Origin of the sequence: Barrientosiimonas humi, from assembly GCF_006716095.1 — a bacterium.
GTDB classification, from domain to species: domain Bacteria; phylum Actinomycetota; class Actinomycetes; order Actinomycetales; family Dermatophilaceae; genus Barrientosiimonas; species Barrientosiimonas humi.
Genome location: NZ_VFOK01000001.1, coordinates 3,040,686 through 3,067,611, shown reverse-complemented (window position 1 = coordinate 3,067,611; position 26,926 = coordinate 3,040,686). Strand labels below are relative to the sequence as shown.

The 26,926-nt window shown below is 73.4% G+C and carries 22 protein-coding genes and 2 CRISPR repeat arrays (1 of these 24 running past the window's edge); of the genes, 18 read left to right on the top strand and 4 right to left on the bottom strand.

Translation table 11 applies throughout. The annotated features are described in order from the left end of the window. Positions 1–2,824: a CRISPR direct-repeat array (repeat unit 28 nt; unit sequence GTCCGCCCCGCGCGAGCGGGGATGAGCC); it reaches 1,230 nt to the left of the window's first position. A 299-nt stretch (positions 2,825–3,123) separates the two neighbouring features. Continuing rightward, positions 3,124–3,763: a CRISPR direct-repeat array (repeat unit 28 nt; unit sequence GTCCGCCCCGCGCGAGCGGGGATGAGCC). A 526-nt stretch (positions 3,764–4,289) separates the two neighbouring features. Further along, a complete protein-coding gene (locus FB554_RS14255) occupies positions 4,290–4,478 on the bottom strand; it encodes a hypothetical protein (RefSeq protein ID WP_142007059.1) in 189 nt (62 codons plus the stop codon). 133 nt (positions 4,479–4,611) lie between these two features. Here FB554_RS14255 and FB554_RS14250 point away from each other — a divergent pair, with 133 nt between their 5' ends. The 3 genes from FB554_RS14250 (at position 4,612) to FB554_RS14240 (ending at position 8,091) form a co-directional block, all read left to right on the top strand. Beyond that, positions 4,612–6,186, top strand: a complete 1,575-nt coding sequence (locus FB554_RS14250) for an LLM class flavin-dependent oxidoreductase (RefSeq protein WP_142007058.1) — start codon at positions 4,612–4,614, stop codon at positions 6,184–6,186. 79 nt (positions 6,187–6,265) lie between these two features. Further along, positions 6,266–7,435 carry an LLM class flavin-dependent oxidoreductase gene (locus tag FB554_RS14245; protein ID WP_142007057.1) on the top strand — a complete coding sequence of 390 codons (1,170 nt, stop codon included), beginning with the start codon at positions 6,266–6,268 and terminating at the stop codon, positions 7,433–7,435. After that, a complete protein-coding gene (locus FB554_RS14240; RefSeq protein ID WP_142007056.1) occupies positions 7,432–8,091 on the top strand; it encodes an FMN reductase in 660 nt (219 codons plus the stop codon). Before FB554_RS14245 ends, FB554_RS14240 begins: the two co-directional genes overlap by 4 nt. Positions 8,092–8,142: 51 nt before the next feature. On the opposite strand, the gene FB554_RS14235 is transcribed toward FB554_RS14240, so the two are convergent. Then, the gene (locus FB554_RS14235; RefSeq protein WP_142007055.1) at positions 8,143–8,799 is read right to left on the bottom strand and encodes an SIMPL domain-containing protein; all 657 of its coding nucleotides are present in this window, start codon (positions 8,797–8,799) and stop codon (positions 8,143–8,145) included. A 129-nt stretch (positions 8,800–8,928) separates the two neighbouring features. Here FB554_RS14235 and FB554_RS14230 point away from each other — a divergent pair, with 129 nt between their 5' ends. The 7 genes from FB554_RS14230 (at position 8,929) to FB554_RS14200 (ending at position 20,853) form a co-directional block, all read left to right on the top strand. Continuing rightward, the gene (locus FB554_RS14230; protein WP_142007054.1) at positions 8,929–9,675 is read left to right on the top strand and encodes a hypothetical protein; all 747 of its coding nucleotides are present in this window, start codon (positions 8,929–8,931) and stop codon (positions 9,673–9,675) included. A gap of 117 nt (positions 9,676–9,792) precedes the next feature. Next, positions 9,793–10,500 (top strand): dienelactone hydrolase family protein, encoded by a 708-nt coding sequence (locus FB554_RS14225; RefSeq protein WP_142007053.1) that lies wholly within the window; start codon positions 9,793–9,795, stop codon positions 10,498–10,500. A 123-nt stretch (positions 10,501–10,623) separates the two neighbouring features. Then, positions 10,624–13,998: an exodeoxyribonuclease V subunit gamma gene (gene recC / locus FB554_RS14220; protein ID WP_142007052.1), complete on the top strand. Its 3,375-nt coding sequence runs from the start codon at positions 10,624–10,626 to the stop codon at positions 13,996–13,998. Between the two features lie 3 nt (positions 13,999–14,001). Next, positions 14,002–17,319, top strand: coding sequence for a UvrD-helicase domain-containing protein (locus tag FB554_RS14215; protein ID WP_142007051.1), 3,318 nt, complete (start codon positions 14,002–14,004; stop codon positions 17,317–17,319). Then, entirely contained in the window at positions 17,316–19,247 is a 1,932-nt protein-coding gene (recD, locus tag FB554_RS14210; RefSeq protein ID WP_142007050.1) for an exodeoxyribonuclease V subunit alpha, read from the top strand. Before FB554_RS14215 ends, recD begins: the two co-directional genes overlap by 4 nt. Before the next feature lie 70 nt (positions 19,248–19,317). Then, a complete protein-coding gene (locus FB554_RS14205; protein WP_142007049.1) occupies positions 19,318–20,379 on the top strand; it encodes an NAD(P)-dependent alcohol dehydrogenase in 1,062 nt (353 codons plus the stop codon). A 63-nt stretch (positions 20,380–20,442) separates the two neighbouring features. Further along, positions 20,443–20,853, top strand: coding sequence for a GNAT family N-acetyltransferase (locus FB554_RS14200; RefSeq protein WP_338070570.1), 411 nt, complete (start codon positions 20,443–20,445; stop codon positions 20,851–20,853). 15 nt (positions 20,854–20,868) lie between these two features. Here FB554_RS14200 and FB554_RS14195 read toward each other — a convergent pair whose 3' ends face one another. Then, positions 20,869–22,320 carry a M16 family metallopeptidase gene (locus tag FB554_RS14195; protein ID WP_142007047.1) on the bottom strand — a complete coding sequence of 484 codons (1,452 nt, stop codon included), beginning with the start codon at positions 22,318–22,320 and terminating at the stop codon, positions 20,869–20,871. 156 nt (positions 22,321–22,476) lie between these two features. On the opposite strand from FB554_RS14195, the gene FB554_RS14190 reads away from it, so the two are divergent. Further along, positions 22,477–22,896 carry a VOC family protein gene (locus FB554_RS14190; protein WP_142007046.1) on the top strand — a complete coding sequence of 140 codons (420 nt, stop codon included), beginning with the start codon at positions 22,477–22,479 and terminating at the stop codon, positions 22,894–22,896. Here the strand turns inward: FB554_RS14190 and FB554_RS14185 are convergent. Next, positions 22,887–23,375: a MarR family winged helix-turn-helix transcriptional regulator gene (locus tag FB554_RS14185; protein WP_142007045.1), complete on the bottom strand. Its 489-nt coding sequence runs from the start codon at positions 23,373–23,375 to the stop codon at positions 22,887–22,889. The two genes, FB554_RS14190 and FB554_RS14185, sit on opposite strands and share 10 nt — an antisense overlap. Positions 23,376–23,463: 88 nt before the next feature. Here FB554_RS14185 and FB554_RS14180 point away from each other — a divergent pair, with 88 nt between their 5' ends. The 7 genes from FB554_RS14180 to FB554_RS14150 all read left to right on the top strand — a co-directional run bounded on the left by FB554_RS14180 (position 23,464) and on the right by FB554_RS14150 (position 26,898). Continuing rightward, positions 23,464–24,024, top strand: coding sequence for a YceI family protein (locus tag FB554_RS14180; RefSeq protein WP_142007044.1), 561 nt, complete (start codon positions 23,464–23,466; stop codon positions 24,022–24,024). A 118-nt stretch (positions 24,025–24,142) separates the two neighbouring features. Next, positions 24,143–24,391 (top strand): type II toxin-antitoxin system VapB family antitoxin, encoded by a 249-nt coding sequence (locus FB554_RS14175; RefSeq protein ID WP_142007043.1) that lies wholly within the window; start codon positions 24,143–24,145, stop codon positions 24,389–24,391. Then, positions 24,388–24,780 (top strand): type II toxin-antitoxin system VapC family toxin, encoded by a 393-nt coding sequence (locus tag FB554_RS14170; protein ID WP_142007042.1) that lies wholly within the window; start codon positions 24,388–24,390, stop codon positions 24,778–24,780. Before FB554_RS14175 ends, FB554_RS14170 begins: the two co-directional genes overlap by 4 nt. Before the next feature lie 44 nt (positions 24,781–24,824). Beyond that, positions 24,825–25,271 (top strand): MerR family transcriptional regulator, encoded by a 447-nt coding sequence (locus tag FB554_RS14165; protein ID WP_142007041.1) that lies wholly within the window; start codon positions 24,825–24,827, stop codon positions 25,269–25,271. Next, positions 25,268–26,293, top strand: a complete 1,026-nt coding sequence (locus FB554_RS14160; RefSeq protein ID WP_142007040.1) for an aldo/keto reductase — start codon at positions 25,268–25,270, stop codon at positions 26,291–26,293. Before FB554_RS14165 ends, FB554_RS14160 begins: the two co-directional genes overlap by 4 nt. A 63-nt stretch (positions 26,294–26,356) precedes the next feature. Further along, a complete protein-coding gene (locus FB554_RS14155; RefSeq protein WP_142007039.1) occupies positions 26,357–26,626 on the top strand; it encodes a type II toxin-antitoxin system Phd/YefM family antitoxin in 270 nt (89 codons plus the stop codon). Beyond that, a complete protein-coding gene (locus tag FB554_RS14150) occupies positions 26,623–26,898 on the top strand; it encodes a type II toxin-antitoxin system RelE family toxin (RefSeq protein ID WP_142007038.1) in 276 nt (91 codons plus the stop codon). Before FB554_RS14155 ends, FB554_RS14150 begins: the two co-directional genes overlap by 4 nt. Positions 26,899–26,926 lie beyond the last annotated feature (28 nt).

Sequence of the window (26,926 nt, the reverse complement as noted above, 5' to 3'; positions counted from 1 at the left end):
CGCGAGCGGGGATGAGCCCGTGGTCTCGAGGTCGCCGGGCGGTGAGCAGACGTCCGCCCCGCGCGAGCGGGGATGAGCCCTTCTTCCCCGCGTCGCCGCCGGCGTCGCCGAGGTCCGCCCCGCGCGAGCGGGGATGAGCCGGAGTTCCAGCGCCGGTCCAGCCTCACCAGTGAGTCCGCCCCGCGCGAGCGGGGATGAGCCCTGGGGTCGAGGCGCTATGCAGGTGTGGGGCGAGTCCGCCCCGCGCGAGCGGGGATGAGCCTGTATATGCCGCGCTATGGTCGCCTAGACCACAGTCCGCCCCGCGCGAGCGGGGATGAGCCATGACGGGCACCGACATTAGCGCCGGTCCGCGCGTCCGCCCCGCGCGAGCGGGGATGAGCCGCCGACCTGCCCGATCTGTGACGGTGACGGAATGTCCGCCCCGCGCGAGCGGGGATGAGCCCGACTGACTAGGTCGCCTTAGTGCGGCATATACGTCCGCCCCGCGCGAGCGGGGATGAGCCCTCTACGCCTACGCTCCTGCCGACGCCTACCGGGTCCGCCCCGCGCGAGCGGGGATGAGCCGGAGTTCCAGCGGCGGTCTGGCCTCACCAGTGAGTCCGCCCCGCGCGAGCGGGGATGAGCCCAGGACGGCCTCGCCGCGCAGACGTGGACCGCCGTCCGCCCCGCGCGAGCGGGGATGAGCCGCGTGCTCGGTCGCGGGGAGAGAGACCGCCGACGTCCGCCCCGCGCGAGCGGGGATGAGCCGCCGCGGGTGATGATGTCGAACGCGGTCTTCGCGTCCGCCCCGCGCGAGCGGGGATGAGCCGCTCGCCGAGACCGGCGAGGAGACCTGGAACGCGTCCGCCCCGCGCGAGCGGGGATGAGCCGCCACGACGCGGGCGGCGATGGTGTCGGTAGTGGTCCGCCCCGCGCGAGCGGGGATGAGCCCCTGCTGCGACCCGTCTCCGGCGTCGGCGTCCTGTCCGCCCCGCGCGAGCGGGGATGAGCCCGATGCAAAGTGACCGCGGGCGTTGACCGAGAAGTCCGCCCCGCGCGAGCGGGGATGAGCCTCCCCTTTCAGGGCAGTGGTGTTCAACCCCAGGGTCCGCCCCGCGCGAGCGGGGATGAGCCCCTACGTGCGGCACGGGCAGTAATGCCCGTGCCGTCCGCCCCGCGCGAGCGGGGATGAGCCGGCCGCGATCCCGCGTGGGCAATCGAGCGTGTGGTCCGCCCCGCGCGAGCGGGGATGAGCCGTGGCCGCCGAAATGACCGGCACGGACATTAGCGTCCGCCCCGCGCGAGCGGGGATGAGCCCTTGAAACCTCCACAGTGACCGCGCACGACAGGGTCCGCCCCGCGCGAGCGGGGATGAGCCAGCGCGGCGGCAGATGGGGCAGGGAATGTTGCGGTCCGCCCCGCGCGAGCGGGGATGAGCCAGCGCGGCGGCAGATGGGGCAGGGAATGTTGCGGTCCGCCCCGCGCGAGCGGGGATGAGCCGGTCACGGTCGATGCCGCGCTTGCGGGTGGCGAGTCCGCCCCGCGCGAGCGGGGATGAGCCTCGTCAATATCGGTGCTTTGTCTGCGACGAGACGTCCGCCCCGCGCGAGCGGGGATGAGCCCCTCCCCGGCCGATCCATTTCACATTCTGAGACGTCCGCCCCGCGCGAGCGGGGATGAGCCGCGGACGAAGCAGGCGGAATGCACCGATATGCAGTCCGCCCCGCGCGAGCGGGGATGAGCCGGAATCGGCGGGATTGTGGTCTAGGTGACCATAGTCCGCCCCGCGCGAGCGGGGATGAGCCCTTCGACGCCCAGCCCTTGCCGGCGTCGCTGCCGTCCGCCCCGCGCGAGCGGGGATGAGCCCAACCCCGCGTTCCACATGAAGGGCTCGGACCAGTCCGCCCCGCGCGAGCGGGGATGAGCCGGCGGTCGACACCGCACGGAGCCGATCCCTCACGTCCGCCCCGCGCGAGCGGGGATGAGCCCTGGGGCAGGGGCGCAATGCAAGTTTGGGGGGAGTCCGCCCCGCGCGAGCGGGGATGAGCCCGGACACGAACTCTACGCGTACACGCCAGGCGAGTCCGCCCCGCGCGAGCGGGGATGAGCCCACGTCCTTCGCCGTCTCGAAGACCGTGGTCGTGTCCGCCCCGCGCGAGCGGGGATGAGCCCGCCGAGCAGGTCGCCGCGGTCCTGACCTCGGTGTCCGCCCCGCGCGAGCGGGGATGAGCCCGCTTGCAGACGAGACGTCTGGCCGGTGCCTCCGTCCGCCCCGCGCGAGCGGGGATGAGCCCGTCGCGACCGACGACCACGGCCCGTACGGCTGGTCCGCCCCGCGCGAGCGGGGATGAGCCCAGCTTGTACTCCTCGCCCTGACCCCAGTCTTCGTCCGCCCCGCGCGAGCGGGGATGAGCCCTCAGTCATCGGTCTCTCCTGTGTCGGTGTCGGGTCCGCCCCGCGCGAGCGGGGATGAGCCCAGCCCCGCGCCGGGGCCGGCCTGCTGTAGGTGGTCCGCCCCGCGCGAGCGGGGATGAGCCCCACACCAGCGGACTGACGCCGAGCGCGTCGGCGTCCGCCCCGCGCGAGCGGGGATGAGCCCTCCTGCCCGCTATAGGGATTGAGCGCGTTGGAGTCCGCCCCGCGCGAGCGGGGATGAGCCGATCCAGCGCATCGTCAACAACGCCACGAGCCCGTCCGCCCCGCGCGAGCGGGGATGAGCCCGAAGACGAGTGGCCGTGGCGGGTGGCAGTCCCGTCCGCCCCGCGCGAGCGGGGATGAGCCGACGAAGCCGCCGGTGCCGACGATCCCGACGGGGTCCGCCCCGCGCGAGCGGGGATGAGCCGGCCTACCTCGACCTCAACGGCGGCCGGCCGCGGTCCGCCCCGCGCTCACTGTGGTCGGCCGAGCTCGAGGTGGCGTCCGCCCCGCGCGAGCGGGGATGAGCCCAGCCTCCTCGACCGCGCCGGGGTGTCCCGGAAGTCCGCCCCGCGCGAGCGGGGATGAGCCGACGAAGCCGCCGGTGCCGACGATCCCGACGGGGTCCGCCCCGCGCGAGCGGGGATGAGCCGGCCTACCTCGACCTCAACGGCGGCCGGCCGCGGTCCGCCCCGCGCTCACTGTGGTCGGCCGAGCTCGAGGTGGCGTCCGCCCCGCGCGAGCGGGGATGAGCCCAGCCTCCTCGACCGCGCCGGGGTGTCCCGGAAGTCCGCCCCGCGCGAGCGGGGATGAGCCGTGCCTGCCGCCGACGTGGCGCGCGTGGCACTCGTCCGCCCCGCGCGAGCGGGGATGAGCCGGCCGCGCGCGGAATGGGTTGGCGCGTCTCGGAGTCCGCCCCGCGCGAGCGGGGATGAGCCGGCCGCGCGCGGAATGGGTTGGCGCGTCTCGGAGTCCGCCCCGCGCGAGCGGGGATGAGCCCACCGGCCTGTCGTCGTCGTCGGTGAGCGAGTCGTCCGCCCCGCGCGAGCGGAGATGAGCCCTCCCACCACATGAGCCGCGGCGCTCCTGGGGTGTCCGCCCCGCGCGAGCGGGGATGAGCCGCTCAGCGACCCGCCGGCGGCCGACTCGATCGAGTCCGCCCCGCGCGAGCGGGGATGAGCCGGACGGCTCGTCGACCGCGGCCGGGACCGGGCTGTCCGCCCCGCGCGAGCGGGGATGAGCCGACTACGTCCTCTCAGAGTTTGTCAGGAAATTCAGTCCGCCCCGCGCGAGCGGGGATGAGCCCAGTTAGGACCATAGGCGAGTAGGTGCGGCGTGGTCCGCCCTGCGCGAGCGGGGATGAGCCGAACGACGTACGACGGGCCCAGATGCGGGAGGTGGCCGACCGCCACGCGCAGAGCTGAGGCGGGCGCCCGTCACGCCACCAAACCGTCGCGCTGACAAGGCAGTTCGCGCCACCTGTGCCCGGCACTCCGCCTCACCAGCCGGACCGATCGACGAACTGCCTTCCCGCAGCGACGGTGTCCGGGGCAGTGGGACAGCCCAGAAGCTGCCGCGCCGGACCTGGCGCGGAAAGGTCTGCTGGGAGCTGCTCAGCCACGCCCATCGCCGCCAGGCTCCCGGCGTACTTCGCACGGGCGAGCAGATCCTGCGGCAGCGGCGCTCCTCGTGAGGGGAGTCTGGGAACGCGTGACCCCGACCGTGTCCGAACAGATCGGACAGCGCGTCGAGTGGTCACTCGTTGCTGGTGTGAACTGCGGCGCACCCGCCACAAGTGACCACTCGGCGACGCGCTCGTTCCTCGCGGCGCTCCTTCCCCGAACTACTCGCCCCGGCGGCTCGGCTGCCCCCTCGTCAGCCGAGCCGCGGGGTCAGCGCACCCGTCTGCGCTCGCGACCCTCCCCGGGGTCCCGGCCGAACATCCCCACCGCGACCCAGCACAGCGCGACCACGACTCCCCCGACGGGCGCGATCACGCTGCGGTCGTCCGCGACGCCCACCAGCACGCCGTAGAGCATGGAGACGGCCAGGGCGACGAAGGTCAGGACGCGGCGGTTCATGCCGTCACCCTGACACCCGACGGGGTGGGGCACCCCTGACGTCTGTCATGTCTTCGCGAACGGCCCCGCGCCGCAACAGCTCCGCCCGCGGCCAACCGGGAAGGCGCACACCTTCGAGTGCCACGATGAGCCCATGCCGGATCTTGGTCATGACATCCAGCTCGGACTCTTCCCCACCCCTCGCGCCGACGCGCTCCCACAGCTGCTCGAGCTCGTCCAGCTGGCCGAGGTCAGCGGCGTCGACGTCGTCAGCATCCAGGACCACCCCTATCAGCGCGACTTCGTCGACACCTGGACCCTGCTGTCCTTCCTCGGGGCACGTACGTCCACCATCCGTCTCGCACCCAACGTCGCCTCGCTGCCGCTGCGCCCGCCGGCGGTGCTGGCCAAGTCCGCCGCGTCGCTCGACCTGCTCACCGGCGGCCGGGTCGAGCTGGGTCTCGGCACCGGCGCGTTCTGGGACGCGATCGTCGCGGCCGGCGGCCCGCGCCGCTCGCCGAAGGAGGCGGTCGACGCCCTGGTCGAGGCGGTGCGCATCATCCGCGCGGTCTGGGCGGGGGAGTCGGTGCGCGAGGACGGCGAGCACTACCAGGTCGTCGGGTTCCGCGGCGGCCCGCGCCCGGCGCACGACATCCCCATCTGGTTCGGGGCGTACAAGCCGCGCATGCTGCGCCTCACCGGCCAGCTCGCCGACGGCTGGGTGCCGAGCATGGGTTACGCCGACCCGCCCGCGCTGCCCGAGCTGTCCGCCGCCGTCGACGCTGCCGCGGTCAAGGCCGGCCGCGACCCGCGCGACATCCGCCGGATCTACAACATCTTCGGCTCCTTCGGCCGGGGCGGCGGCTTCCTCAAGGGCACCCCCGACCAGTGGGCCGAGGAGCTCGCCGACCTCGCGACGACGACCGGCATGAGCACCTTCGTGCTCGGCACCGACGACCCCGACACGCTGCGCCGGTTCGCCGACGAGGTCGGCCCGAGCCTGCGCGACCTGGTCGAGCAGCGCCGCTCCGCCCCGCAGACCGCGCTGCCCACCGGCCAGGCGACGGCGCCCGAGCACCCGGCCACGGGCGTACCCCGTGGGGACGAGCCGCAACCCCTCCAGGTCACCCCGACCGCCGACGACGGCACCCGCCTGCGCCCCGAGCTCCCGTGGGACGAGGCGAGCCGGCCGACCCTGCCCAAGCCCGACGACGCGCGATACCCGCTCGCCCAGCAGGCCGCGCCGCAGCACCTGGTCGACATCCACGACGGCCTGCGCGCCGAGCTGGAGCAGGTGCGCAGCATCGTGGACCAGGTACGCGAGGGGCACCTTTCCGTCGGCGCGGCCCGCTCGGTGATCAACACCATGACCATGCGGCAGAACAACTGGACGCTCGGCGCCTACTGCGAGAGCTACTGCCGCATCGTCACCGGCCACCACACGCTCGAGGACCGCTCGGTCTTCCCCCACCTGCAGCGCAGCCAGCCCGACCTGGAGCCGGTGCTGAACCAGCTGCAGGAGGAGCACGAGGTCATCGCCGACGTGCTCGACCAGCTCGACCGCGCGCTGGTGGGGCTCGTCGAGGCGGAGGGGTACGGCCAGGCCGGGCGCGACGCGCTCGCGCGGCTGGGTGAGTCGGTCGACCTGCTGACCGACACGCTGCTGTCCCACCTGGCCTACGAGGAGCGCGAGCTGATGCACCCGCTGGCGGCGCACGGCTTCGGCTGAGCCCTCCCGGGAATACCCCGGGAGGGGGTACCGTTCGAGGTAGTGGACACTTCAACTACCCACTGAGGAGTGAGCAACGATGCAGTTCGGGATCTTCTCCGTCGGCGACGTGACGCCGGACCCGACCACCGGCCGTACGCCGACCGAGGGCGAGCGGATCGACGCGATGACGAAGATCGCGCTGAAGGCCGAGGAGGTCGGGCTCGACGTGTTCGCCACCGGCGAGCACCACAACCCGCCCTTCGTGCCGTCGTCGCCGACCACGCACCTCGGATACATCGCCGCCAAGACCGACAAGCTCCAGCTGTCGACCTCGACGACGCTGATCACCACCAACGACCCGGTCAAGATCGCTGAGGACTACGCGTTCCTGCAGCACCTGTCCGGCGGCCGCATCGACCTGATGATGGGCCGCGGCAACACCGGCCCGGTCTACCCCTGGTTCGGCAAGGACATCCGCCAGGGCATCCCGCTGGCCGTCGAGAACTACCACCTGCTGCGCCGCCTCTGGCGCGAGAAGGTCGTCGACTGGCAGGGCCAGTTCCGCACCCCGCTGCGCGGTTTCACCCTCGCGCCGCAGCCGCTCGACGGCGTCCCGCCGTTCGTCTGGCACGGGTCGATCCGCTCGACGGAGATCGCCGAGCAGGCCGCGTTCTACGGCGACGGGTTCTTCCACAACAACATCTTCTGGAACCCCGAGCACACCGCCCAGATGGTCAACCTCTACCGCCGCCGCTTCGAGCACTACGGCCACGGCAGCGCCGACCAGGCGATCGTCGGGCTGGGCGGCCAGGTCTTCATGGGCGAGACCGAGGCCGAGGCCAAGAAGCGCTTCCGCCCCTACTTCGACGTGGCCCCGGTCTACGGCTACGGCCCGTCGCTGGAGGAGTTCACGCGCACCACGCCGCTGACGGTCGGTACGCCCGAGATGGTCATCGAGCGCACGCTCGGCTTCGCCGACCAGATGGGCGACTACCAGCGCCAGCTGTTCCTGCTGGACCACGCCGGTCTGCCGACCGACGTCGTGCTCGAGCAGATCGAGATCCTCGGCAAGGAGGTCGTGCCGGTCCTGCGCCGCGAGTTCGAGGCCCGTCGCCCCGAGCACGTGCCGAGCGACCCGCCCACGCACGCCTCGCTCGTCGCGCAGGGTCCCGACAGCCGCCACCTGCTCGTCGCCCCGGCCGCCGACGTGGCCGAGGCCGACGCTGCCGCCGCCGACAACAACCAGGAGAAGGAGGCGTCGGTATGAGCCGTCGCGTCGTCGCCATCACCGCCGGTCTGTCCAACCCGTCCTCGACGCGGTTGCTCACCGACCAGCTCATCGACGCCACCCGCGCCGCGGTCACCGCGCGCGGGGAGGCGCTCGAGGTGGAGGTCCTCGAGCTGCGCGAGCTCGCCAGCGACCTGGCGCAGATGATGACCAGCGGCGGGATGCCCACCCCGAAGCTGACCCGCGCGCACGAGCTCATCGCCGAGGCCGACGGCATCATCGCCGTCACCCCGACGTTCAGCGCGAGCTACAGCGGCCTGTTCAAGATGTTCGTCGACTCGCTCGACACCGACGCGCTCACCGGCACCCCGGTGCTGATCGCGGCCACCGCCGGCACCGCGCGCCACGCGCTGGTGCTCGACCACGCGATGCGACCGCTGTTCAGCTACCTGCGGGCCGTCGTCGTGCCCACCGCGGTGTTCGCCGCGACCTCCGACTTCGGCTCCGCCGAGGAGGGCCTCAGCGAGCGCATCCACCGCGCGGCCGACCAGCTGGCCGCGCTGGTCGTCGCGGAGCCGACCGGTGTCGAAGGGTTCGCGCCCGCGGCCGGTGACAACCGGCGTACGCGCAGGTCGGGCACCGACCTCGGAGAGGTCACGCCCTTCACCCAGCTGCTGCGCAACCACGCGGGCTGAGCCCCGTCCGTCGCCTCGGGCGAGTGGCGCCGAAGGCCTTGTGCCGCAGCGCTACTCGCCCGGACGGCTCGTGGAGAACACGGCCCGGACGTGCTCCTCGATGCGCACGTCCTCCGGCGAGAGGTCGAACCCCTCGCCGCCGGCGTTCGCCGACATCGCGCGGGCCGCGAAGGCCGGTTGGCCGCCGGCGTCGTTCGGCCGGGGGTCGCTGACGCTCTCGAACTGCACGCCGTCGACCCGGGCCGCGCGGGCGATCGACTCGGCCCGCCGCTGCGCCGACTGCACCGCCTTGGTCAGCACCTCGTCCGACAGCTGCCGGTGGGTCTGCTCGACGAGGGTCCACTCGACGTGGCTGAGCGTCACGCCCTCCTGAGCGCCCCAGGCGGAGCAGAACCGGGCCAGCGCGGCGAAGTCGCGGAACTTCACCTTCACGTCGGCGGCCGCGGCGTAGCGCATCGGCGCCAGCGACCCGTCCTGGGCGTACGGCCGCCAGCTGCGGGTGCTGATCGGCAGGAACGCCGACCACGTCGTGGGCGACGGCTGGGCCGCCGCGAGCTGCTGCACCTCCGACTGCACCCGCCGCACCAGCTCGGTCGTGGCGCGCAGCGGGGCGTCGGGGTCGCCGCCCTCGAAGCCCAGGCGCATCGTCAGGGTCGCTCGCTCGGGGGCCTGCGCGACCGCCGCGCGGCCGTCAACCTCGATCTGCATGACGCCAAGTCTCGCAGCCAGATTTCATGAACGCCGTTCTCGTCCGCGCCCGGACTGTGCCATCGTCTTGTCATGGCAGGGAAACACAGAGCCCAGAACGAGGGCGGAGGGGGCGCTCCCGTCGCGGCGGTGCTGGGCCTGCTTCTGGTGGGGGGACTCGGGTTCGGCGCCTGGCAGCTGATGTCCGACGACGGCGGCGACACGACGTCGGCGTCGTCACCGACCTCGCCCGGAGCCACGGCGAGCGAGTCCGCGAGCGGCAGCGACCACAGCACGCACAGCGGGACCGACGACTCGGCCAGCGCCGCGGCGCCGAGCGAGCCGAGCACGACGAGCAGCTCCGCGTCGCAGACCCCGGCACCGAGCGACGGCTCCCTGCCGGCCGGCTGCCGCAGCCAGCTCGACGCCGGCGACAAGGCGGTCAAGGCGGCCGGCGCCAGCTGGAGCAGCTGGACCGGCCACACCAACGCCGACAAGGACTACCGCGCCGGCAAGATCAGCTGGGACCAGACCAAGAAGATCTGGGCCGACACCAAGAAGAACGGCGACAGCGACGTCTCCGGGTTCACCAAGGCCAACAGCACCTATCAGGGCAGCAAGTCCGGCGGCTGCGACACGATCGACCGCGACTCCGCGAGCCCGCAGGTGCGTGACTGCCTCGAGCGGGCCGGGACCCTCGACAAGGCCGTGGTGGCCGGGCGCAACGTCAACGGCGACTGGGGCAAGCACGTCGCGATGATGAAGCGCAAGGACCACACCAACCCCGAGACCTACCTCAAGGAGTGGCGCTCCATGGTCTCCGGCGCCGGCCCCAACCAGGACGCGTTCGCCAAGGCGCGGGCGGCGTACGACAAGGCGCCGAGCTGCGACGCGTGAGCTGATCGAGGTCCTGGGCCGATCGAGTAGCCGGTAAGCCCCTCAAGCTGATCGAGTAGCCGGCGAGGAACGAGCCGGCGTATCGAGATCACCCGCCCGCCCGCACATACTGGGCGCATGAGCGAGTCGCGCGCCGAACGCATCACCGTCGAGACCGACGCCGGGCCGATGCCCGCCCACCGGTGGTTGCCGGAGGGCGGCACGGGGCCCGGCATCGCGCTGATGCAGGAGATCTTCGGGGTCAGCGACTACGTCCGCCGCCGCGCGCAGGACCTCGCCGACGCCGGCTACGTCGTGCTCGTCCCCGAGATCTTCTGGCGGCTGGGCGAGTCCGAGCCGTTCCAGGGCGACGACGCACTCGAGCGGGGCATGGCGACCGCGCAGCGGCTCGACTGGGACGCGGCGGTGCGCGACGGCGCCGCGGCCGTACGTGCGTTGCGGGCCGACCCGGCTGTCACCGGTGACCGGGTCGGGCTCGTCGGCTTCTGCTTCGGGGGCGGTCTCGCCTTCAACGTCGCGGCGGTCGAGCCGGTGGAGGCGCTGGTCAGCTACTACGGCTCGGCGCTGCCCGGGCTGCTCGACCTGGCGCCGCAGGTGACCTGCGCGAGCCTGCACCACTTCGGCCTGGCCGACTCGTTCATCGACGTCGAGACGGTGCGGCAGATCGAGACCGCGGTCACCGCGCAGCCCGCGACGACCTTCCACACCTACGACGGCGCCGACCACGCCTTCGACAACGACGACGCCGCCTGGTTCCACCCCGAGGCCAGCTCGCTCGCCTGGGCGCGCACGCTGGAGTTCCTGAAGGCCACGCTGGTCGAGTAGCCCCGGAGCCTGCGGAGGGGCGTATCGAGACCTTCCCAAGCGGTCTCGATACGCGGCTCGTCCCTCGCCGCTACTCGACCAGCGTCGGCGCCCCTGTCACCCCTCCCACCTACAGTCGGTCCCGTGCCGCTCCACCTGCATCGCGCCGCGCGCACCGACCTGCTCGCCGACGAGCTCGCCGGTCTCCTCGCGGTGCCGCCGAGCGACCCGTTCGCGCAGGAGGTCGTGGTGGTCCCGGCCCGGGGCGTCGAGCGCTGGGTGACCCAGCGCCTGTCCCACCGGCTCGGCACGAGCGGGGCGGGCGCCGACGGAGTCTGCGCGGGCGTGCGTTTCCTCACCCCCGCCTCCCTCGTCACCATGCTGCTGGGGCGCGACCGCGACGACCCGTGGCTGCCGGACCACCTGGTCTGGTCGGTCCTCGCGACCATCGACGAGCACCTCGACGACGAGTGGGCGCGGCCGCTCGCGCGGCACCTCGGGCACGGCGACGACAGCGTGCAGGGGCAGCTGCGCCGGGGCCGGAGATACTCCGTGGCGCGGCGGGTGGCCGGGCTGTTCCATGCGTACGCCCAGCAGCGGCCGGCCCTGCTCACCGCCTGGCGGGACGAGCGCGACGACGACGGCGGCGGCGGGCTGCTCGACGACGACTTGCGCTGGCAGCCGCCGCTGTGGCGGCACGTCGTGGCGCGCATCGGCGAGCCACCTCCGGACGAGCGGCACCGCACCACGCTGGAGCGGCTGCGGCGCGGCGACGACACCCTCGACCTGCCCGACCGGCTGTCGCTGTTCGGCCACACCCGCATCGCGCGCACCGACGCCGAGCTGCTCGCCGCGCTCGGGGCCCGCCGCGACGTGCACCTGTGGCTGCCGCAGCCCTCGCCGGCGCTGTGGGACACGCTCAAGCCGCTAGCCGCCAGCGGGCCGGTGCGCCGCCGCGACGACCGCTCGGCCGACGAGGTCGACCATCTGCTGCTGCTCTCGCTCGGCCGCGACTCGCGCGAGCTGCGTCGCACCCTCGGCGGGCTGGGCGCCGAGGAGGCCGCGCCCGGGGTCGACCCGGGCACCCCCGACACGTGGCTGGGCTGGCTGCAGGCCGACCTGCGCGCCAACCACGAGCCCCTCGAGAGCGACCGCGCCGCCCGGCAGGTGGCCGACGCCGACCGCTCGATCCAGGTGCACGCCTGCCACGGGCCGGCCCGGCAGGTCGAGGTGCTGCGCGAGGTGCTCGTCGGGCTGCTGCAGGACGACGCGACCCTCGAGCCGCGCGACGTGCTGGTGATGTGCCCCGACATCGAGACGTACGCGCCGCTGGTGCAGGCGGCCTTCGGGCTGCACGACCTCAACCTCGCGCGGCCAGGCGAGCCCTCCCGCAGCGGCCACCCCGGTCACGACCTGCGGGTGCGGCTGGCAGACCGCGCCCTCACCAGCACCAACCCGCTGCTCGACCTCGCCGCGCGGCTCGTCGCGCTCGCCGGGGGCCGGGTCACCGCGAGCCAGGTGCTCGACCTCGCCGCGCTGGCGCCGGTGCGCCGCCGGTTCGAGCTCGACGACGAAGACCTCGCCACGCTGGCCGGCTGGGTCGAGCAGGCCGCCGTCCGCTGGGGCATCGACGAGCGGCACCGCGAGGCGTACGACCTGGGCTGGCTGCGCGACAACACCTGGGCGCTGGGCATCGACCGGCTGCTGCTCGGGGTCACCCGCGCCGGCAGCGCCGGCCACGCCGTCGAGGGGGTGCTCCCCGTCGACGACGTCAGCTCCACCGACATCGACCTCGCCGGGGCGCTCGCCGAGCTTCTCGACCGGCTCACCGCCGTCATCGACGGGCTGCTGGCCGCCACCGGCGCCCAGGAGTGGATCGACGTGCTCGCCGACGGCATCCGCGCCCTGGCCGACGTGCCGCTCGCCGACGCCTGGCAGATGGCCCAGCTCGACCGCGAGCTCGGGGCCGTCGTCGCGTCCGCCGACGCCGACACCCCGCTGCAGCTCACCGACGTGCGGCTCATGCTCGACCGCAGCCTCGGCGGGCGGCCGACCCGCTCCAGCTTCCGCACCGGCAGCCTCACCGTCTGCACCATGACGCCCATGCGGTCCGTGCCCCACCGCGTCGTCTGCCTGCTCGGCCTCGACGACGGCGTCTTCCCCCGCACCCCCACCGTCGACGGTGACGACGTGCTGGCCCGCGACCCGTTCACCGGCGAGCGCGACCAGCGCAGCGAGGACCGCCAGCTGCTGCTCGACGCCGTGCTCGCGGCCACCGACCACCTCGTGGTCACCTATTCCGGGGCCGACGAGCACACCGGTGGCGAGCGGCCGCCGGCCGTGCCGCTCGGCGAGCTCGTCGACGCGGCACGCCGCACCGCCACTCTCCCCGAGGGTCGTGAGGTGGTCGTGCGGCACCCGCTGCAGGCGTACGACCCGCGCAACCTGACCGCCGGATCCCTTGACGCCGCAACGCCGTTCAGCTTCGACCCGACCGCGCTCGAGGGGGCGCGCGCGGCCCGCTCCGCGACCGACCCGCCGCCCCTGCTGCTGCCCGACCCGCTGCCCGCGGCGCCCACGGGCGACGTGCTGCTCGACGACCTGATCCGGTTCTTCGACAACCCCGCCCGCGCGCTGCTGCGCGACCGGCTCGACGTGCTCCTCGCCCGCGAGGAGGACGACCCCGACGACGCCGTGCCCGTCGAGGTCGCCAAGGGGCTCGACGAGTGGCAGGTGGGGGAGCGGCTGCTCGCCGACGCGCTCGACGGCGTCGCTCCGCAGGACGTGCTCGAGGGCGAGCGGCGCCGCGGGCTGCTGCCGCCCGGGCAGCTCGGCGAGCACGCGCTGCAGGCGATCGTGCCGACCGTCGCCGCCGTGGTCGAGCGGGCGGGGCAGCTGCGCCAGGGCGAGGCCCGCAGCATCGACATCACCGTCGACCTCGGCGGCGACCGCCGGCTCACCGGCACCGTCGGCGGCGTCTACGACTCCGGCCAGGTCAGCGCCGGATACTCCCGCATCGGCGCCAAGCCGCAGCTGCGCGCCTGGATCACGGCGCTCGCGCTCGCGGCCGGCGCGCCGCATCGTGACGACGGCTGGTGCGCGCACACCGTCGGCAAGGCCCGGCGCGGCGGCGGGGCCGAGGTCGCCTCCTACGGCCCGGTCGACCCCGAGCAGGCGCGCGGCTGGCTGCGCGAGCTGGTCGACGTGCGCGACCGCGGGCTGCGCGAGCCGGTGCCGTTCGCGCCCAAGACGGCGCTGGCATACGCCGATGCGCTGCTGAAGTCGTCGCGGCGCTCCGACCGCAGCGCGACCTATGCCGCGCAGCGCGACTGGGAGGGCGGCAAGTTCGACGGCGAGCGCGACGACCCGGCCGTGGTGCGGCTGCGCGGGCCGGGCAGCACCATCGACGACCTGACCGGGCCGCCGCTCGGCGACGAGGCGTGGAGCGGGTCGGGCACCCGCCTCGGTCAGTACGCCCTGCGCGTCTTCGGCCCGATGCTCACCCACGGGAAGCGTTGAGCCATGGACGTTTTCGACATCCGCGACGACCTGCCGACCGGCACGGTCATGCTCGAGGCCAGCGCCGGCACCGGCAAGACCTGGACGATCGGGGCGCTCGTCACGCGCTACGTCGCCGAGGGGCGGGCCACGCTCGACGAGCTGCTGGTCGTGACGTTCAGCCGCGCCGCGAGCCAGGAGCTGCGCGAGCGGGTGCGCGCCCAGCTGCTCGGCGCCGAGCGCGCCCTCGCCGAGCCCGAGACCGCCGACCGGTCCGACGCGCTGGTCGACCTGCTGCTCACCGGGTCCGACGCCGAGCTCGCCGCGCGTCGTCGCCGGCTGCGCGAGGCGCTGACCACCTTCGACGGCGCGACGATCGCGACCATCCACCAGTTCTGCCAGCTGGTGCTGCGCGGGCTCGGGGTGGCCGGCGACACCGACGCCGACGCCCAGCTGGTCGAAGACCTCGACGACCTGCTGGTCGAGGTGGTCGACGACGCCTACCTGCGCGGGTTCGGCCGCAGCGCCGAGCCGCCGGCGTTCGACCGGGCGACCGCGCTCGAGGTCGCGCGGCAGGCGGTCGGCGACCCGCAGGCCCGGCTCGAGCCGGCCGCCGACCGCGGCACCGTGCCCGGGCGGCGGGCCGGGTTCGCCCAGCACGTGCGCGCCGAGCTCGACCGGCGCAAGCGGCTGCTCGGCGTGCTCAGCTTCGACGACCTGCTCAGCCAGCTCGCCGACGCGCTGGCCGACCCCGACGCGCCCGCCCGCCAGCGGATGCGCCGCCGCTGGAAGGTCGTGCTGGTCGACGAGTTCCAAGACACCGACCCGGTGCAGTGGCAGGTCTTCGACCGCGCGTTCAGCGGCCACAGCACCCTCGTGCTGATCGGCGACCCCAAGCAGGCGATCTACGCCTTCCGCGGGGGCGACGTGGTCACCTATCTGGCCGCGAGCCGTACGGCCGGCACGCGCCAGACCCTGGGGCGCAACTGGCGCGCCGACGCACCGCTCGTCGCGGCGCAGCAGGCGGTGCTGCGCGGGGTCGCGCTCGGCGACCCCGAGATCGTCGTGCACGACGTCGCGGCGCAGCACGACGGGCAGCGCCTCACCGGCCTGCCCGCGGGCCACGAGGCCCCGTGGCGCCTGCGGGTGCTCAACCGCGAGCAGCTCGGCGAGACGACCGGCCGGGCGGTCACCGTCGGCGTGACGCGGCCGGCGATCGCGGCCGACCTGGCTGCCGACGTGTCCCGCGTGCTCGCCTCGGGGGCCCGGTTCGACGGCCGGCCCCTCGACGCGGGCGACCTGGCCGTGCTGACCCGCACCACCAGCCAGCTCTTCCAGGTGCAGGCCGCGCTGCGGCGGGTGGGGGTGCCGTCGGTCATCGCGTCCACCGACAGCGTGCTGGCGTCCGAGGCCGGTCGCGACTGGCTCGCGGTGCTCGAGGCGATGGAGCAGCCGCACCGCTCGGGCCGGGTGCGCGCCGCGGCGCTGACCCCGATGATCGGGCTGACCGCCGCCGAAATCGACGCCGACCCCGAGGCCACCGACCGGGTCGCCGCCCAGCTGCGGCGGTGGGCCGAGCTGTTCGCGCTGCGCGGCGTCCCCGCCCTGCTCGAGGCGGCGCTCGCGACGGGCCTGTCGGGCCGGGTGCTGCGCCACCTCGGCGGCGAGCGGCTGATGACCGACCTGCGGCACGTCACCGAGCTGCTGCACGAGGTCACCCTCGACGAGGGCTTCGGTCTCGTCGCGCTCACCGCCTGGCTGCGGCGGCAGATCGCCGACGTCGACACCGGCGGCGTGACCCCGCGCTCGCGCCGGCTCGACAGCGACAGCCGGGCGGTGCAGCTCTCGACGATCCACAAGAGCAAGGGCCTGCAGTACCCCCTGGTCTACCTCCCGTTCGTCGCCGACGAGTTCGTCAAGCGCGTCCCCGACCCGGCCCAGTTCCACGGCGGGCCCGACGGCACCCAGCGGTGCCTCGACGTGGGCGGCGACCCCGCTCCCGACCACGTCGCCCGCGCCAAGGCCGAGGGCGACGGCGAGGCGCTGCGGCTCTTCTACGTCGCGCTCACCCGCGCCCAGTCGCAGGTCGTCACCTGGTGGTCGCCGAGCACCAACGCCAACCACGCCGCGCTGCACCGGCTGCTGCTCGGCCGGCAGCCCGGCGACGTCGAGCTGCCCACCGCGGTCGGGCTGCCCGACGACGCCGCGGCGCAGGCCCGGTTCGCAGCGTGGCAGGAGGCCGGCGGCCCCGTGGTCGAGGCGGCCGACGAGCAGCCGGTGGCGGTGCCCCCCGACGCCGCGCCCGAGGCCGAGCTGGCGGTGCGCGCGTGGTCACGCACGATCGACGAGCAGTGGCGACGCACGTCGTACACCGCGCTCAGCGTCGCCCAGGGCGAGTCGACGACCGCCACCAGCGAGCCCGAGGTCACCGTCAAGGACGACGAGCCGCCGGTGCCCGAGCCCCCGGCCGTGCTGGAGCTGCCGTTCGGCGACGTGCCCTCCCCGATGGGCGAGCTGCCGGTCGGCGCGACCTTCGGGTCCCTCGTGCACGCCGTGCTCGAGGAGGCCGACCCGCAGGCCGACGACCTGCGCGCCGAGCTGGCCGCCCACGTCCGCGAGCAGCTGGTGCGCTGGCCGGTGCCCGACCTCGACCAGGGGGCGCTCGCCGACGCGCTGGTGCAGGTGTGCACCAGCCCGCTCGGCCCGCTGGTCGGCGAGTCGACGCTCACCGACATCGGGCGCCGAGATCGCCTGTGCGAGATGGACTTCGAGCTGCCGCTGGTCGGTGGCGACCTCGTCGCGGGCGCCGCCGGTGACTCCGACGTCACGCTCGGCGAGGTGGCGCCGCTGCTGCGTCGGCACCTGCCCGACGGCGACCCGCTGCGGGACTATGCCGAGGCCCTCGATCAGCCCGAGCTCGGCGGTCAGACGCTGCGCGGATACCTCACCGGTTCGGTGGACGTGGTGCTGCGCGTGGGGGAGCGATACCTGGTCGTCGACTACAAGACCAACTGGCTGGGGCCGGCCGACGAGCCGCTGACCGCCGCGGCGTACGGCCCGCGCCAGCTCGCCGCCGCCATGGGCCACTCCAGCTATCCGCTGCAGGCGCTGCTGTACGCCGTCGTGCTGCACCGCTTCCTGCGCTGGCGGCTGAGCGGCTACGCGCCCGAGCGGCACCTCGGGGGCGTGCTCTACCTCTACCTGCGCGGGATGTGCGGCCCCGAGACCCCGATCGTCGAGGGGCACCCGACCGGGGTCTTCTCCTGGCGGCCACCGGTCGCGCTCGTCGAGGAGCTGTCCGACCTGCTCGACGGCCGGCGCGCGGCGGGGGGTGCCGCATGAGCGAGCTCGTCACCGGGTCGACGCTCTTCGAGCCCACCTCGGCCGACGACCGGAGGCTGGCGCAGCGCGCCCCCGAGGGCCTGTTGCGCGAGGCCAACCAGGCCGGCGCGATCACCGCCGCCGACGTGCACACCGCGGTGCGGGTCGGGCGCCTCGCGGGGGAGGAGCGCGAGCCGGTGCTGCTCGCCCTCGCGCTCGCGGTGCACGCCGTCGTCAGCGGGTCCACCTGCCTCGACCTGGGCGCGGCGGTCGACCCCCGCGTCGAGATCGAGTGGCCCGAGCCGGCCGGTTGGCTCGAGCAGGTGCAGGACAGCCCGCTGGTCGCCACCGGGGTGCTGCGGGTCGAGCACGGCCTGATCTATCTCGACCGCTACCACGAGCAGGAGGTGCAGGTCGCCCGCGACCTCGAGCAGCGGCTGCAGGCCACCGCCGAGACGCACGACGAGAGCCTGCTCGCGACCGGGCTGGAGCGGCTCTTCCCGCCGGTCGGTGACGCCGCGGGCGACGGTGGCGACGGGCGGCACGACCCGGTCGAGCAGCGCGCGGCGGCCCGGGTCGCGGTCACCCGCGGCACCACCGTGCTCACCGGCGGCCCCGGCACCGGCAAGACCACCACCGTCGCCAGGCTGCTGGCGCTGCTGGTCGAGCAGGCCGAGCAACGCCCGGGGGGCCACCGGCTGCGCATCGCCCTGTGCGCCCCCACCGCCCGGGCCGCGGCCCAGCTGCGCGACGCCGTCACCCGCGCCGCGTCCGACATGTCCGCGGCCGACCAGGCCCGCATCGAGGGCCTCGAGGCGCTGACGATGCATCGCCTGCTGGGCTGGAAACCGGGCAGCAGCAACCGTTTTCGGCACGACCGGCGCAACCGGCTGCCGCACGACGTCGTGGTCGTCGACGAGGCCTCGATGGTGTCGCTCACGCTCATGGCGCGACTGCTCGAGGCGCTGCGCCCCGAGACCCGGCTCGTCGTCGTCGGTGACCCCGACCAGCTCGCGTCGGTCGACGCGGGGGCCGTGCTCGCCGACCTGGTGGCCGGTCTGCGCGGACGCGCGGGCGACGAGGACGTGGTCGAGGATGGCGCGGACGACGGTGTCGCGGGCGACGAGGTCGAGGTCGAGGCGTCGGGTGGGGACGGCGTACGACCGGGGCTGGGGCCGCCCGTCGTGCGGCTCACCCACACCTACCGCTTCGGCGGCGGGATCGGCGACCTCGCGCAGGCCATCCGCGATGGCGACGCCGGCCGCGCCCTCGCGGTGCTGGCCGGTGCCGACGACGTCGACCTGGTCGCCGACCCCGACGACGTGCGTCACCGTCTGGTGCGCCAGGCCGTCGACCTGCGCCGGCGGGCAGCCGCCGGTGACGGCGAGGGCGCGCTGCGGGCGCTGGCCGGCCACCGGCTGCTGTGCGCCCACCGCACCGGGCCGTTCGGCGTCTCGGCGTGGAACCGGCTCGTCGAGCAGTGGGTGTCGGAGGAGACCGGCGAGACCTTCTGGACGCCGATGTACCCCGGCCGCCCGCTGCTCGTCACGAGCAACGACTACGCCAACGACCTGCTCAACGGCGACACCGGCGTCGTGATCCGCTCGGCCGACGGGGTGCTGCGCGCCGAGCTCGAGACCACCGGCGGGCGTCGCCTGCTGCCCACGTCGCGGCTCAGCGACATCGAGACGATGCACGCGATGACGGTGCACAAGGCGCAGGGCAGCCAGGCCGACCACGTCACGGTGCTGCTGCCCGAGCTCGACTCGCCGCTGCTCACCCGCGAGCTGCTCTACACCGGGGTCACCCGCGCCCAGCGGCACGTCACGGTGGTCGGCACCCCCGAGGTGCTGCGCGCCGCCATCGCCCGCCGCACCCACCGGGCGAGCGGGCTCGCCCAGCGCCTGGGTGCGGCCGACGGGGGAGGCGACACCGGCGTACCGGCCTGAGCGGAGGGCGCCGCGCACCCTGGGCGGACACGTTTGCGGGGTGGCGCCCGGGCGGGGTTAGCGTGGGCCGGTGAGCACCCCCACCACGACCCCCGCCCTGTCCGCCCCCGCCGCCAACGCCCCCTTCGAGCAGACCACGATCGAGCGGCGACCGTTGCGCGACAACGACATTCGCATCGACATCCGGTTCGCCGGCATCTGCCACAGCGACATCCACCAGGTGCGCGAGGAGTGGGGTAAGAGCACCTTCCCGATGGTGCCCGGGCACGAGATCGCCGGCGTCGTCGCCGAGGTCGGCCCGGCCGTCACCCGCCACCAGGTCGGCGACCAGGTCGGCGTCGGCTGCATGGTCGACTCGTGCGGCGAGTGCGAGATGTGCAAGAACGGCGAGGAGCAGTTCTGCGAGAAGGGCGCCGTGTTCACCTACGGCGACGAGGGCTACGACGGCGAGATCACCCTGGGCGGCTATGCCCAGTCCATCGTCGTGTCCGAGCGGTTCGCCTGCCGCATCCCCGACGGACTGCCGCTCGACCAGGCCGCGCCGCTGCTGTGCGCCGGCATCACGACCTACGCCCCGCTGAAGCGCTGGGGCGCCGGGCCCGGCAAGAAGGTCGCCGTCGTCGGCATGGGCGGCCTGGGCCACATGGGCGTCAAGCTGGCCGCGGCGATGGGCGCCGAGGTGACCGTGCTATCCCGCACGCTCGACAAGGCTGACGACGCGGCGACGTACGGCGCGGCGCACCAGCTGTCCACCAAGGACCCCGAGACCTTCGAGCGCCTCGCCGGCTCCTTCGACCTGATCCTGAACACGGTGAGCGCGGACCTGCCGATGGGCGACTACCTCGGCCTGCTCAAGCCGTACGGCGCGCTGGTCAACGTCGGGCTGCCGACGGGTGACTACGCCTTCGCGCCCGGCGCGGTCGTCGGCCGCAGCAAGGTGCTGGCCGGCTCGATGATCGGCGGCATCCCCGACACCCAGGAGATGCTCGACTTCTGCGCCGAGCACGGCATCGGCGCCACTGTCGAGACGATCGACGCCTCCCAGGTCGACGAGGCCTACGACAAGGTCGTGGCCGGCGACGTGCGCTACCGCTACGTCATCGACGTCGCGACCATCCAGCCCGGCGCCTGAATCACGTTGCGGATGCTGCAGATTCGAGCTGCTGATCTCGACGATCCGGCGTTGGCGCGGTTCTTGAGCGACCACCTCGCCGACATCGCCCCCACGGCTCCCGCCTGCAGCCAGCACGCGCTGGACCTCGACGGGCTCCGCGCCCCCGGCGTACGTCTGTGGTCGGCTCACGACGGACCGCACCTCGTCGGCACGGTCGCGCTCGCGCCGGTCGAGCCGGGCCACGAGGAGCTGAAGAGCATGCGCGCCGATCCCCTGCGCCGCGGGCAGGGGATCGGTCGCGCCTTGCTGGAGCACGCGCTCGCCGACGCGACAGCACGCGGGGTCACCCGTGTCTCGCTGGAGACCGGGAGCATGGAGTTCTTCGCCCCCGCCCGCGCGCTGTACGCCAGCGCCGGCTTCGTCGACTGCGCCCCGTTCGGTGACTACGCGCCCGACTCGAACAGCGCGTTCATGACGCGGTCGCTGCCGTAGCGACCGGGGCTCGTCTCAGCCCTGAGGCTCCTCCGCCATCGGGTCGATGCCCGGGTCGTGAAAGCGCCGGCCTGCCGTCGCCCGGTCGACCGTCTCGATGAGCCGCTGGCCGTCGCGAAAGTCGCGGGCACGCAACCAGACGGTGTTGCCGTCGGCGAAGACGACCATCCGCTGGTCCTCGTGGTGCGCGACACCGACGACGTCGGACCACGGCGCGCCGATGTGCTCCCCGCGCAGGTGCATCGAGATGCCGTCCTCGCCCACGCTGACCTCGAGGCTGCGCGGCACCGGCCGCACCGTCCGCCGGCGGTGCCGCCGGTCGCCGAAGGTGGGGCCGTCGTACAGCTCGGTCGTCACCGCGAGGCCGACCACCTCGGGCAGCTCCTCCATCGGCACGTGCACGAGCATCGTGGCCACGGCATGGGCCGCGGCCTCGCGCAGCCGCGCCGGCTCCAGCTCGGCCAGCTCGCGCGCGAGCATCTCTTCCGGGGTGAGCACCGGGAGGCCCGCGAGCAGTCGCACGGCGGAGAACCCCAGGTAGCCCGTCAGCTGCGTGGGGTCATTCAGCTGCAGCTCCGCCATTCGCGCGGCGTGGGCCCGCTCGCCCGCGTCGGGCGGCCGGTTCGCCAGCCCGAGGACCTCCTCGCGCATCACCCGCGCGACGTCGGGCTCGGCGTCCGGGGCGAAGTCGGCCGCGATCGCGGTGAGCCAGCCCGCCTGCAGCGGCAGGGTGTCGTCGCTGATGTCGTAGCTGATGCCCAGGTCGTGCCGCAGCCGGTCCATGAGCCGTTCGCGCAGGATCGTCGCCAGGCCGACGGCGGGGCTTCGCGTGAGGTACGACAGCGTCACCGGCGCCCCTTCGGGCGCCTGGATCATGGCCGGAGTGCTGCGGGGAAGCAGTGTCGGCTCGGGGGCGCGCCGTGCGGGCGCGTCGGGCAGCGGCAGCCGGATGTCGTCACCGGGCGGCCCGGTCATCGCGAGCACGCAGTTGTCCCGGGTGACCAGCCGGGACACCAGGTCGAGCAGCTGTTCCGGGGTGACCTGGTCGAGCGCGGGCTCGGGCCCGGCGGCCAGGCCGGGGCCGCGCCAGCCGAAGCGGGCCTGCAGCGCGATGGTCGCGCCGGGGGAGTCGTACATCCCCGACTCGATCGCGATGACCTTGGCCTCGTGGGCCATGCGGGCTGTGTCGGGGCGGGCGAGCTGCAGGCAGACGTCGTGCAGGAACTGCAGGACGTCGGACCGTTCACCGATCGCAGAGAACACGGTGGCGTCGGTGGTGGCCTCGGCGTTGTTGTCGATCGGGCGCCGCCCGATGCGCGACATCACGACGTGCTCCAGCAGGTGCGCGAGCCCGGAGGTCGGGAAGGTCTCGTCGCGCGCGCCGATGCCGACCACCAGAGCGGCGCGGAACGGGCCGGGCATATCGGCCCACAGGGTGCGGACACCCTCGATCGTCGTCTGCTGCACGGCGGGAAGGTATCGCGGCGCCGGTGCCGGCGAGCCGGATTGGCGGAATGCTGCCGACGAGCCGCGCCTGTCGGTGGCGGGCCCTACCGTGATGCGTGCGTCACCAGCCCACGCCCGCCCGGCCACGCACCGAGCCCGTCCACCAAGGAGCACGCGATGGCGTCCCGCCTCAACCCCTACATCAGCTTCCGCGGCCAGGCCCGGGAGGCCATGGAGCACTACCAGTCGGTCTTCGGCGGCGACCTGCAGCTGACGACCTTCGGCGAGGCCGGGGCGCAGGCGCCCGGCATCGTGCCCGAGCAGGTGATGCACGCGATGCTCGAGACGCCCGCGGGTTACACGCTGATGGCGAGCGACACCCCCGAGGGCATGCCCTACCGCGAGGGCAGCACCATCTCGATCAGCCTCAGCGGCGACGACGCCGACGCGCTGCGCCACTCCTTCACCCGGCTCTCCGAGGGCGGCCAGGTCGCGATGCCGCTGGAGAAGCAGATGTGGGGCGACGAGTTCGGCATGTGCATCGACCGGTTCGGCATCGCCTGGATGGTCAACATCGCCGGCGACGCTCAGGCCTGAGCCGCGCCCCCGGGGCGCTTGTCGCTCTCGAGGCGCTCGAGCAGGCGCGAGGTCACCGACTCCAGCGCGCGCATCTCGTCCTCGGTCATGCCGTCGAAGAACAGCTCGCGCACGCCGTCGACGTGACGCTGCGCCGCGCGCTCGATGCTGGCGCGCCCCTGGTCGGTCACGGCGACGAAGGCGCCGCGGCCGTCCTCGGCGCAGTGCCGCCGCTCCACGAGGCCGCGGGTGCTCATGCGTGTGATGTGGTGCGACAGGCGCGAGCGGTCCCAGTGCATCAGGTCGGCGAGGTCGCTCATCCGCAGCTGCCCCGACTCGGTGTCGGTGAGGCAGACGAGCACGCCGTAGTCCTGCATGCTCAGGGAGAACTCCTGCAGGTGGCGGTTCAGCTCGGCGGGCAGCGCCCACGAGGCCCGGATCCACTGGCGCCACACCCGCTGCTCCTGGTCGCTCAACCAGGACGTCTCGGTGGTGGTCATGCGAACAGCGTACCGGAATAGTTGACACATCACCAACGTTCTGGAACTCTGTAGTTGACGGATCACCGAACCGACAAGGAGTCCCCCAGTGACGACCACCACCAACCTCTCCGGCCTGCAGAACCTCGACGGCACGTACGCCATCGACCCCGCCCACAGCCGCATGGGCTTCGTCGCCCGGCACGCGATGGTGACCAAGGTCCGCGGCTCGTTCAACGAGTTCGAGGGCAGCGCCGTGGCGAACGGTGGCGTGAACGACGCCAAGGTCGACGTCACGATCCAGGTCGCGAGCCTCGACACCCGCAACGAGCAGCGCGACGGTCACGTCAAGAGCGGCGACTTCCTCGCGATCGAGCAGTTCCCGACCATCGAGTTCCACTCCACCGGCTGCTCGGTCGAGGGCGACACCCTCAACCTGACCGGCGACCTGACCATCAAGGGCGTCACCAAGCCGATCACCGTCCCGTTCACCTTCGAGGGCGCCGCCACCGACCCGTTCGGCAACGAGCGCATCGGCTTCGAGGGCTCGACGGTCATCAACCGCAACGACTACGGCATCACCTTCAACGCCGCGCTCGAGACCGGCGGCGTGCTGGTCAGCGAGAAGATCACCCTCGAGTTCGAGGTCTCGGCGATCAAGCAGGCCTGAGCCGCAGCGCCGCGCACGACCCTCCAGCCGGGCCGATCAGCATCAGCTGATCGGCCCGGTTCTTGTCTGCCCGCGGACGGTCGGGTAGACGTCTACCCTTGATAGAGTGGTGTCTACCATGAGCCTCAACATCAAGAACGAGCGTGTGCACGACCTCGTGCGTGAGGTGGCGCGGCGCACGGGTCGTTCCCAGACGAGTGCCGTGGAGCTGGCGCTGGAGCGGTTGCTGGCAGAGCTGGGGCGCGAGGACGACGCCGGGAGCCAAGAGCTCGACGGGCTGCTGGCTGACATGCGCGATCGCGTGAGCCGGACCGGCGGCCGGCTCACGACCGACGAGCTCTACGACGAGGCCGGCCTGCCGCGGTGATCGTCGACTCGTCCGCGCTGGTCGCCGTCCTCAACGACGAGCCCAGGGCGCAAGAGCTGGTGACGTTGATGCGTGACCGTTCGACGGCCATGTCCGCGGCCACCTACGTCGAGGCTGCGGTCGTGGTGGACGCCCGCCGAGATCCTGCGCTGTCCCGCCAGTTCGACGCCCTGCTGAGCACGCTCGGCATCGCCGTCGTGGACGTGACGCCCGAGATGGCGGCCGTGGCGCGGCAGGCCTACCGCGACTTCGGCCGTGGCTCCGGGCACGCGGCACGACTCAACTTCGGGGACTGCTTCTCCTACGCGCTCGCCGTCGTGCGCGACGAACCCCTCCTGTTCGTGGGCGACGACTTCACCCATACCGACGTCCGCGCGGCTCTTCGCTGAACCGTCTTGCGCTGGAGCGCACTCCAGGACCTAGCGTCACTGACGTGACCACGACCAGCACCCCCGAGCTCGGCATCGCCGCCGTCGCCGAGCGCACGGGTCTCAGCCAGGACGCCCTGCGGTGGTACGAGCGCGAGGGCCTGATCCCGCCGGTGCCGCGCACGCCGGCCGGGCGGCGGACGTACGACGACGCGGCCGTGCGCATGGTGCAGCTGGTCGTGCGGCTGCGGCGCACCGGCATGCCGATCGCGCAGGTCAAGGAGTTCTGCGTGATGGTCGGCGAGGGCGCGGCGACGCACGGACGGCGGATGAGCCTGCTGCTGGAGCACCGCGTGCGCCTGCTCGAGCAGCAGGCGCAGCTGCGCGACGACCTGGCCGCCGTCGACCACAAGATCTCGCACTACGAAGACCTTATCGAGCGCGGCCTCGACTGCGCCGAGACTCCCGTCACGGATCCCGGGATCCGTTCTCAGCAAAGGAGATTCGCATGAGCATCGGCACCATCGACCTCGGTCAGGGGCTCACCGTGAGCCGGCTCGGCTTCGGGGGCATGGCCCTCAGCCACGTCTACGGCGGCATCGAGCCGCAGGCCGCCGAGCGCACCCTGCACGAGACGATCGACCTCGGCATCACGTTCATCGACACGGCCGACGTCTACGGCGAGCCGCGGCCGGGCACCACCGGCCCCGCCGGCACCAACGAGGAGCTGGTCGGCACGGTGCTGCGCACCCGGCGCGACGAGGTGCAGCTGGCCACGAAGTTCGGCATCACCGGTGCGGTGGGCGACGGCGCCACCGCCGCACGCGGCGACCGGGCGTACGTCCTCGCCGCCTGCGACGACTCGTTGCGTCGTCTCGGGGTCGACACCATCGACCTCTACTACATGCACCGGCGCGAGCTGACGCGCCCGATCGAGGAGACCGTCGGCGCGATGGCCGAGCTCGTGCAGGCCGGCAAGGTGCGCCACCTGGGCCTGTCCGAGGTCACGGCCGACGAGCTGCGCGCGGCCGCGGCGGTGCACCCGATCGCCGCGGTGCAGAGCGAGTGGAGCCTGTGGTCGCGCGACGTCGAGACCAACGTCGTCCCGGCTGCGCGCGAGGTCGGCGCGGGCTTCGTGCCCTACTCCCCGCTCGGTCGCGGCTTCCTCGCCGGCGCCATGACCCGGGAGGCGGTCGCCGGCGGGGTGCTCAAGGCCGAGCCGCGGTTCGCCGAGCACTACGACGCCAACCAGCGCGTGGTCGAGGTCATCGCCGCGGTCGGCGACGAGCTGGGCGCCACGCCCGCGCAGGTCGCCCTGGCCTGGCTCTTCGCCCAGGGCGAGCGGTTCGGGTTGCCGGTCGTGCCGATCCCCGGCAGCCGCAAGGCGTCTCGCATGGCCGAGAACGCCGGCTCGCTCGACCTGACGCTGAGCGACGACCAGCTGCAGCGGCTCGACGCCGCGGCCGACCTCGTGCAGGGCGGCCGGCAGCTGACGTTCACCGACCCGCAGTGGATCTCCAGCAACCGCGAGTGACGCGGCCGTCCATGGCTATGAACGAGGCTAGTTACAGGCCAGTATTGAGGCTATTCTTGGCGCATGAGGTCTGTGGCGCTGAGTGAGGCGAAAGACAAGTTGTCGTCTCTGGTCGACGAGGCGGCGAGCACTCACGAGATCATCCGCATCACCAAGCACGGGCACCCGGCTGCGGTGCTGATGTCGGCCGACGACCTGGAGTCGTTGCACGAGACGCTCCGGGTGCTGTCCACGCCCGGCGCGGTCGACGAGCTCAACCAGACTCGCGTCGACTTCGCGTCGGGCGAATCGGTGAGTGGGGACGAGCTGCGTCAGCGATACGGGTTGGCGTGACCGAATCGGGCTGGCGTGTCGAGCTCGCTCCCGGGGCGATCCGGTCGCTGGGCCAGCTGCCCGAGAAGGTCTCGTCCGCGATCGTGGAGTTCGTGACGCGCACCCTCCCCAGCAACCCTCGTCGACTGTCAGAGCCCTTGCGGTTCGAGCTGGAGGGTTGGCACGTTGCTCGTCGGGGCGACTATCGGGTGATCTTCGAGATCCACGAAGACCAGCGGGTGCTTCTGATCGGTCGCATCGAGCACCGTGCGCATGCCTATCGGCAGCGTTGACGACTGCTGCAGGAGCGTGCGTGATCGC

Bases quoted from the DNA above. Each gene is read 5' to 3' on its own strand.
- FB554_RS14255 (WP_142007059.1), bottom strand. From the start codon at position 4,478: ATGAACCGCCGCGTCCTGACCTTCGTCGCCCTGGCCGTCTCCATGCTC.
- FB554_RS14250 (WP_142007058.1), top strand. From the start codon at position 4,612: ATGCCGGATCTTGGTCATGACATCCAGCTCGGACTCTTCCCCACCCCT.
- FB554_RS14245 (WP_142007057.1), top strand. From the start codon at position 6,266: ATGCAGTTCGGGATCTTCTCCGTCGGCGACGTGACGCCGGACCCGACC.
- FB554_RS14240 (WP_142007056.1), top strand. From the start codon at position 7,432: ATGAGCCGTCGCGTCGTCGCCATCACCGCCGGTCTGTCCAACCCGTCC.
- FB554_RS14235 (WP_142007055.1), bottom strand. From the start codon at position 8,799: ATGCAGATCGAGGTTGACGGCCGCGCGGCGGTCGCGCAGGCCCCCGAG.
- FB554_RS14225 (WP_142007053.1), top strand. From the start codon at position 9,793: ATGAGCGAGTCGCGCGCCGAACGCATCACCGTCGAGACCGACGCCGGG.
- FB554_RS14215 (WP_142007051.1), top strand. From the start codon at position 14,002: ATGGACGTTTTCGACATCCGCGACGACCTGCCGACCGGCACGGTCATG.
- recD (WP_142007050.1), top strand. From the start codon at position 17,316: ATGAGCGAGCTCGTCACCGGGTCGACGCTCTTCGAGCCCACCTCGGCC.
- FB554_RS14190 (WP_142007046.1), top strand. From the start codon at position 22,477: ATGGCGTCCCGCCTCAACCCCTACATCAGCTTCCGCGGCCAGGCCCGG.
- FB554_RS14185 (WP_142007045.1), bottom strand. From the start codon at position 23,375: ATGACCACCACCGAGACGTCCTGGTTGAGCGACCAGGAGCAGCGGGTG.
- FB554_RS14175 (WP_142007043.1), top strand. From the start codon at position 24,143: ATGAGCCTCAACATCAAGAACGAGCGTGTGCACGACCTCGTGCGTGAG.
- FB554_RS14160 (WP_142007040.1), top strand. From the start codon at position 25,268: ATGAGCATCGGCACCATCGACCTCGGTCAGGGGCTCACCGTGAGCCGG.
- FB554_RS14155 (WP_142007039.1), top strand. From the start codon at position 26,357: ATGAGGTCTGTGGCGCTGAGTGAGGCGAAAGACAAGTTGTCGTCTCTG.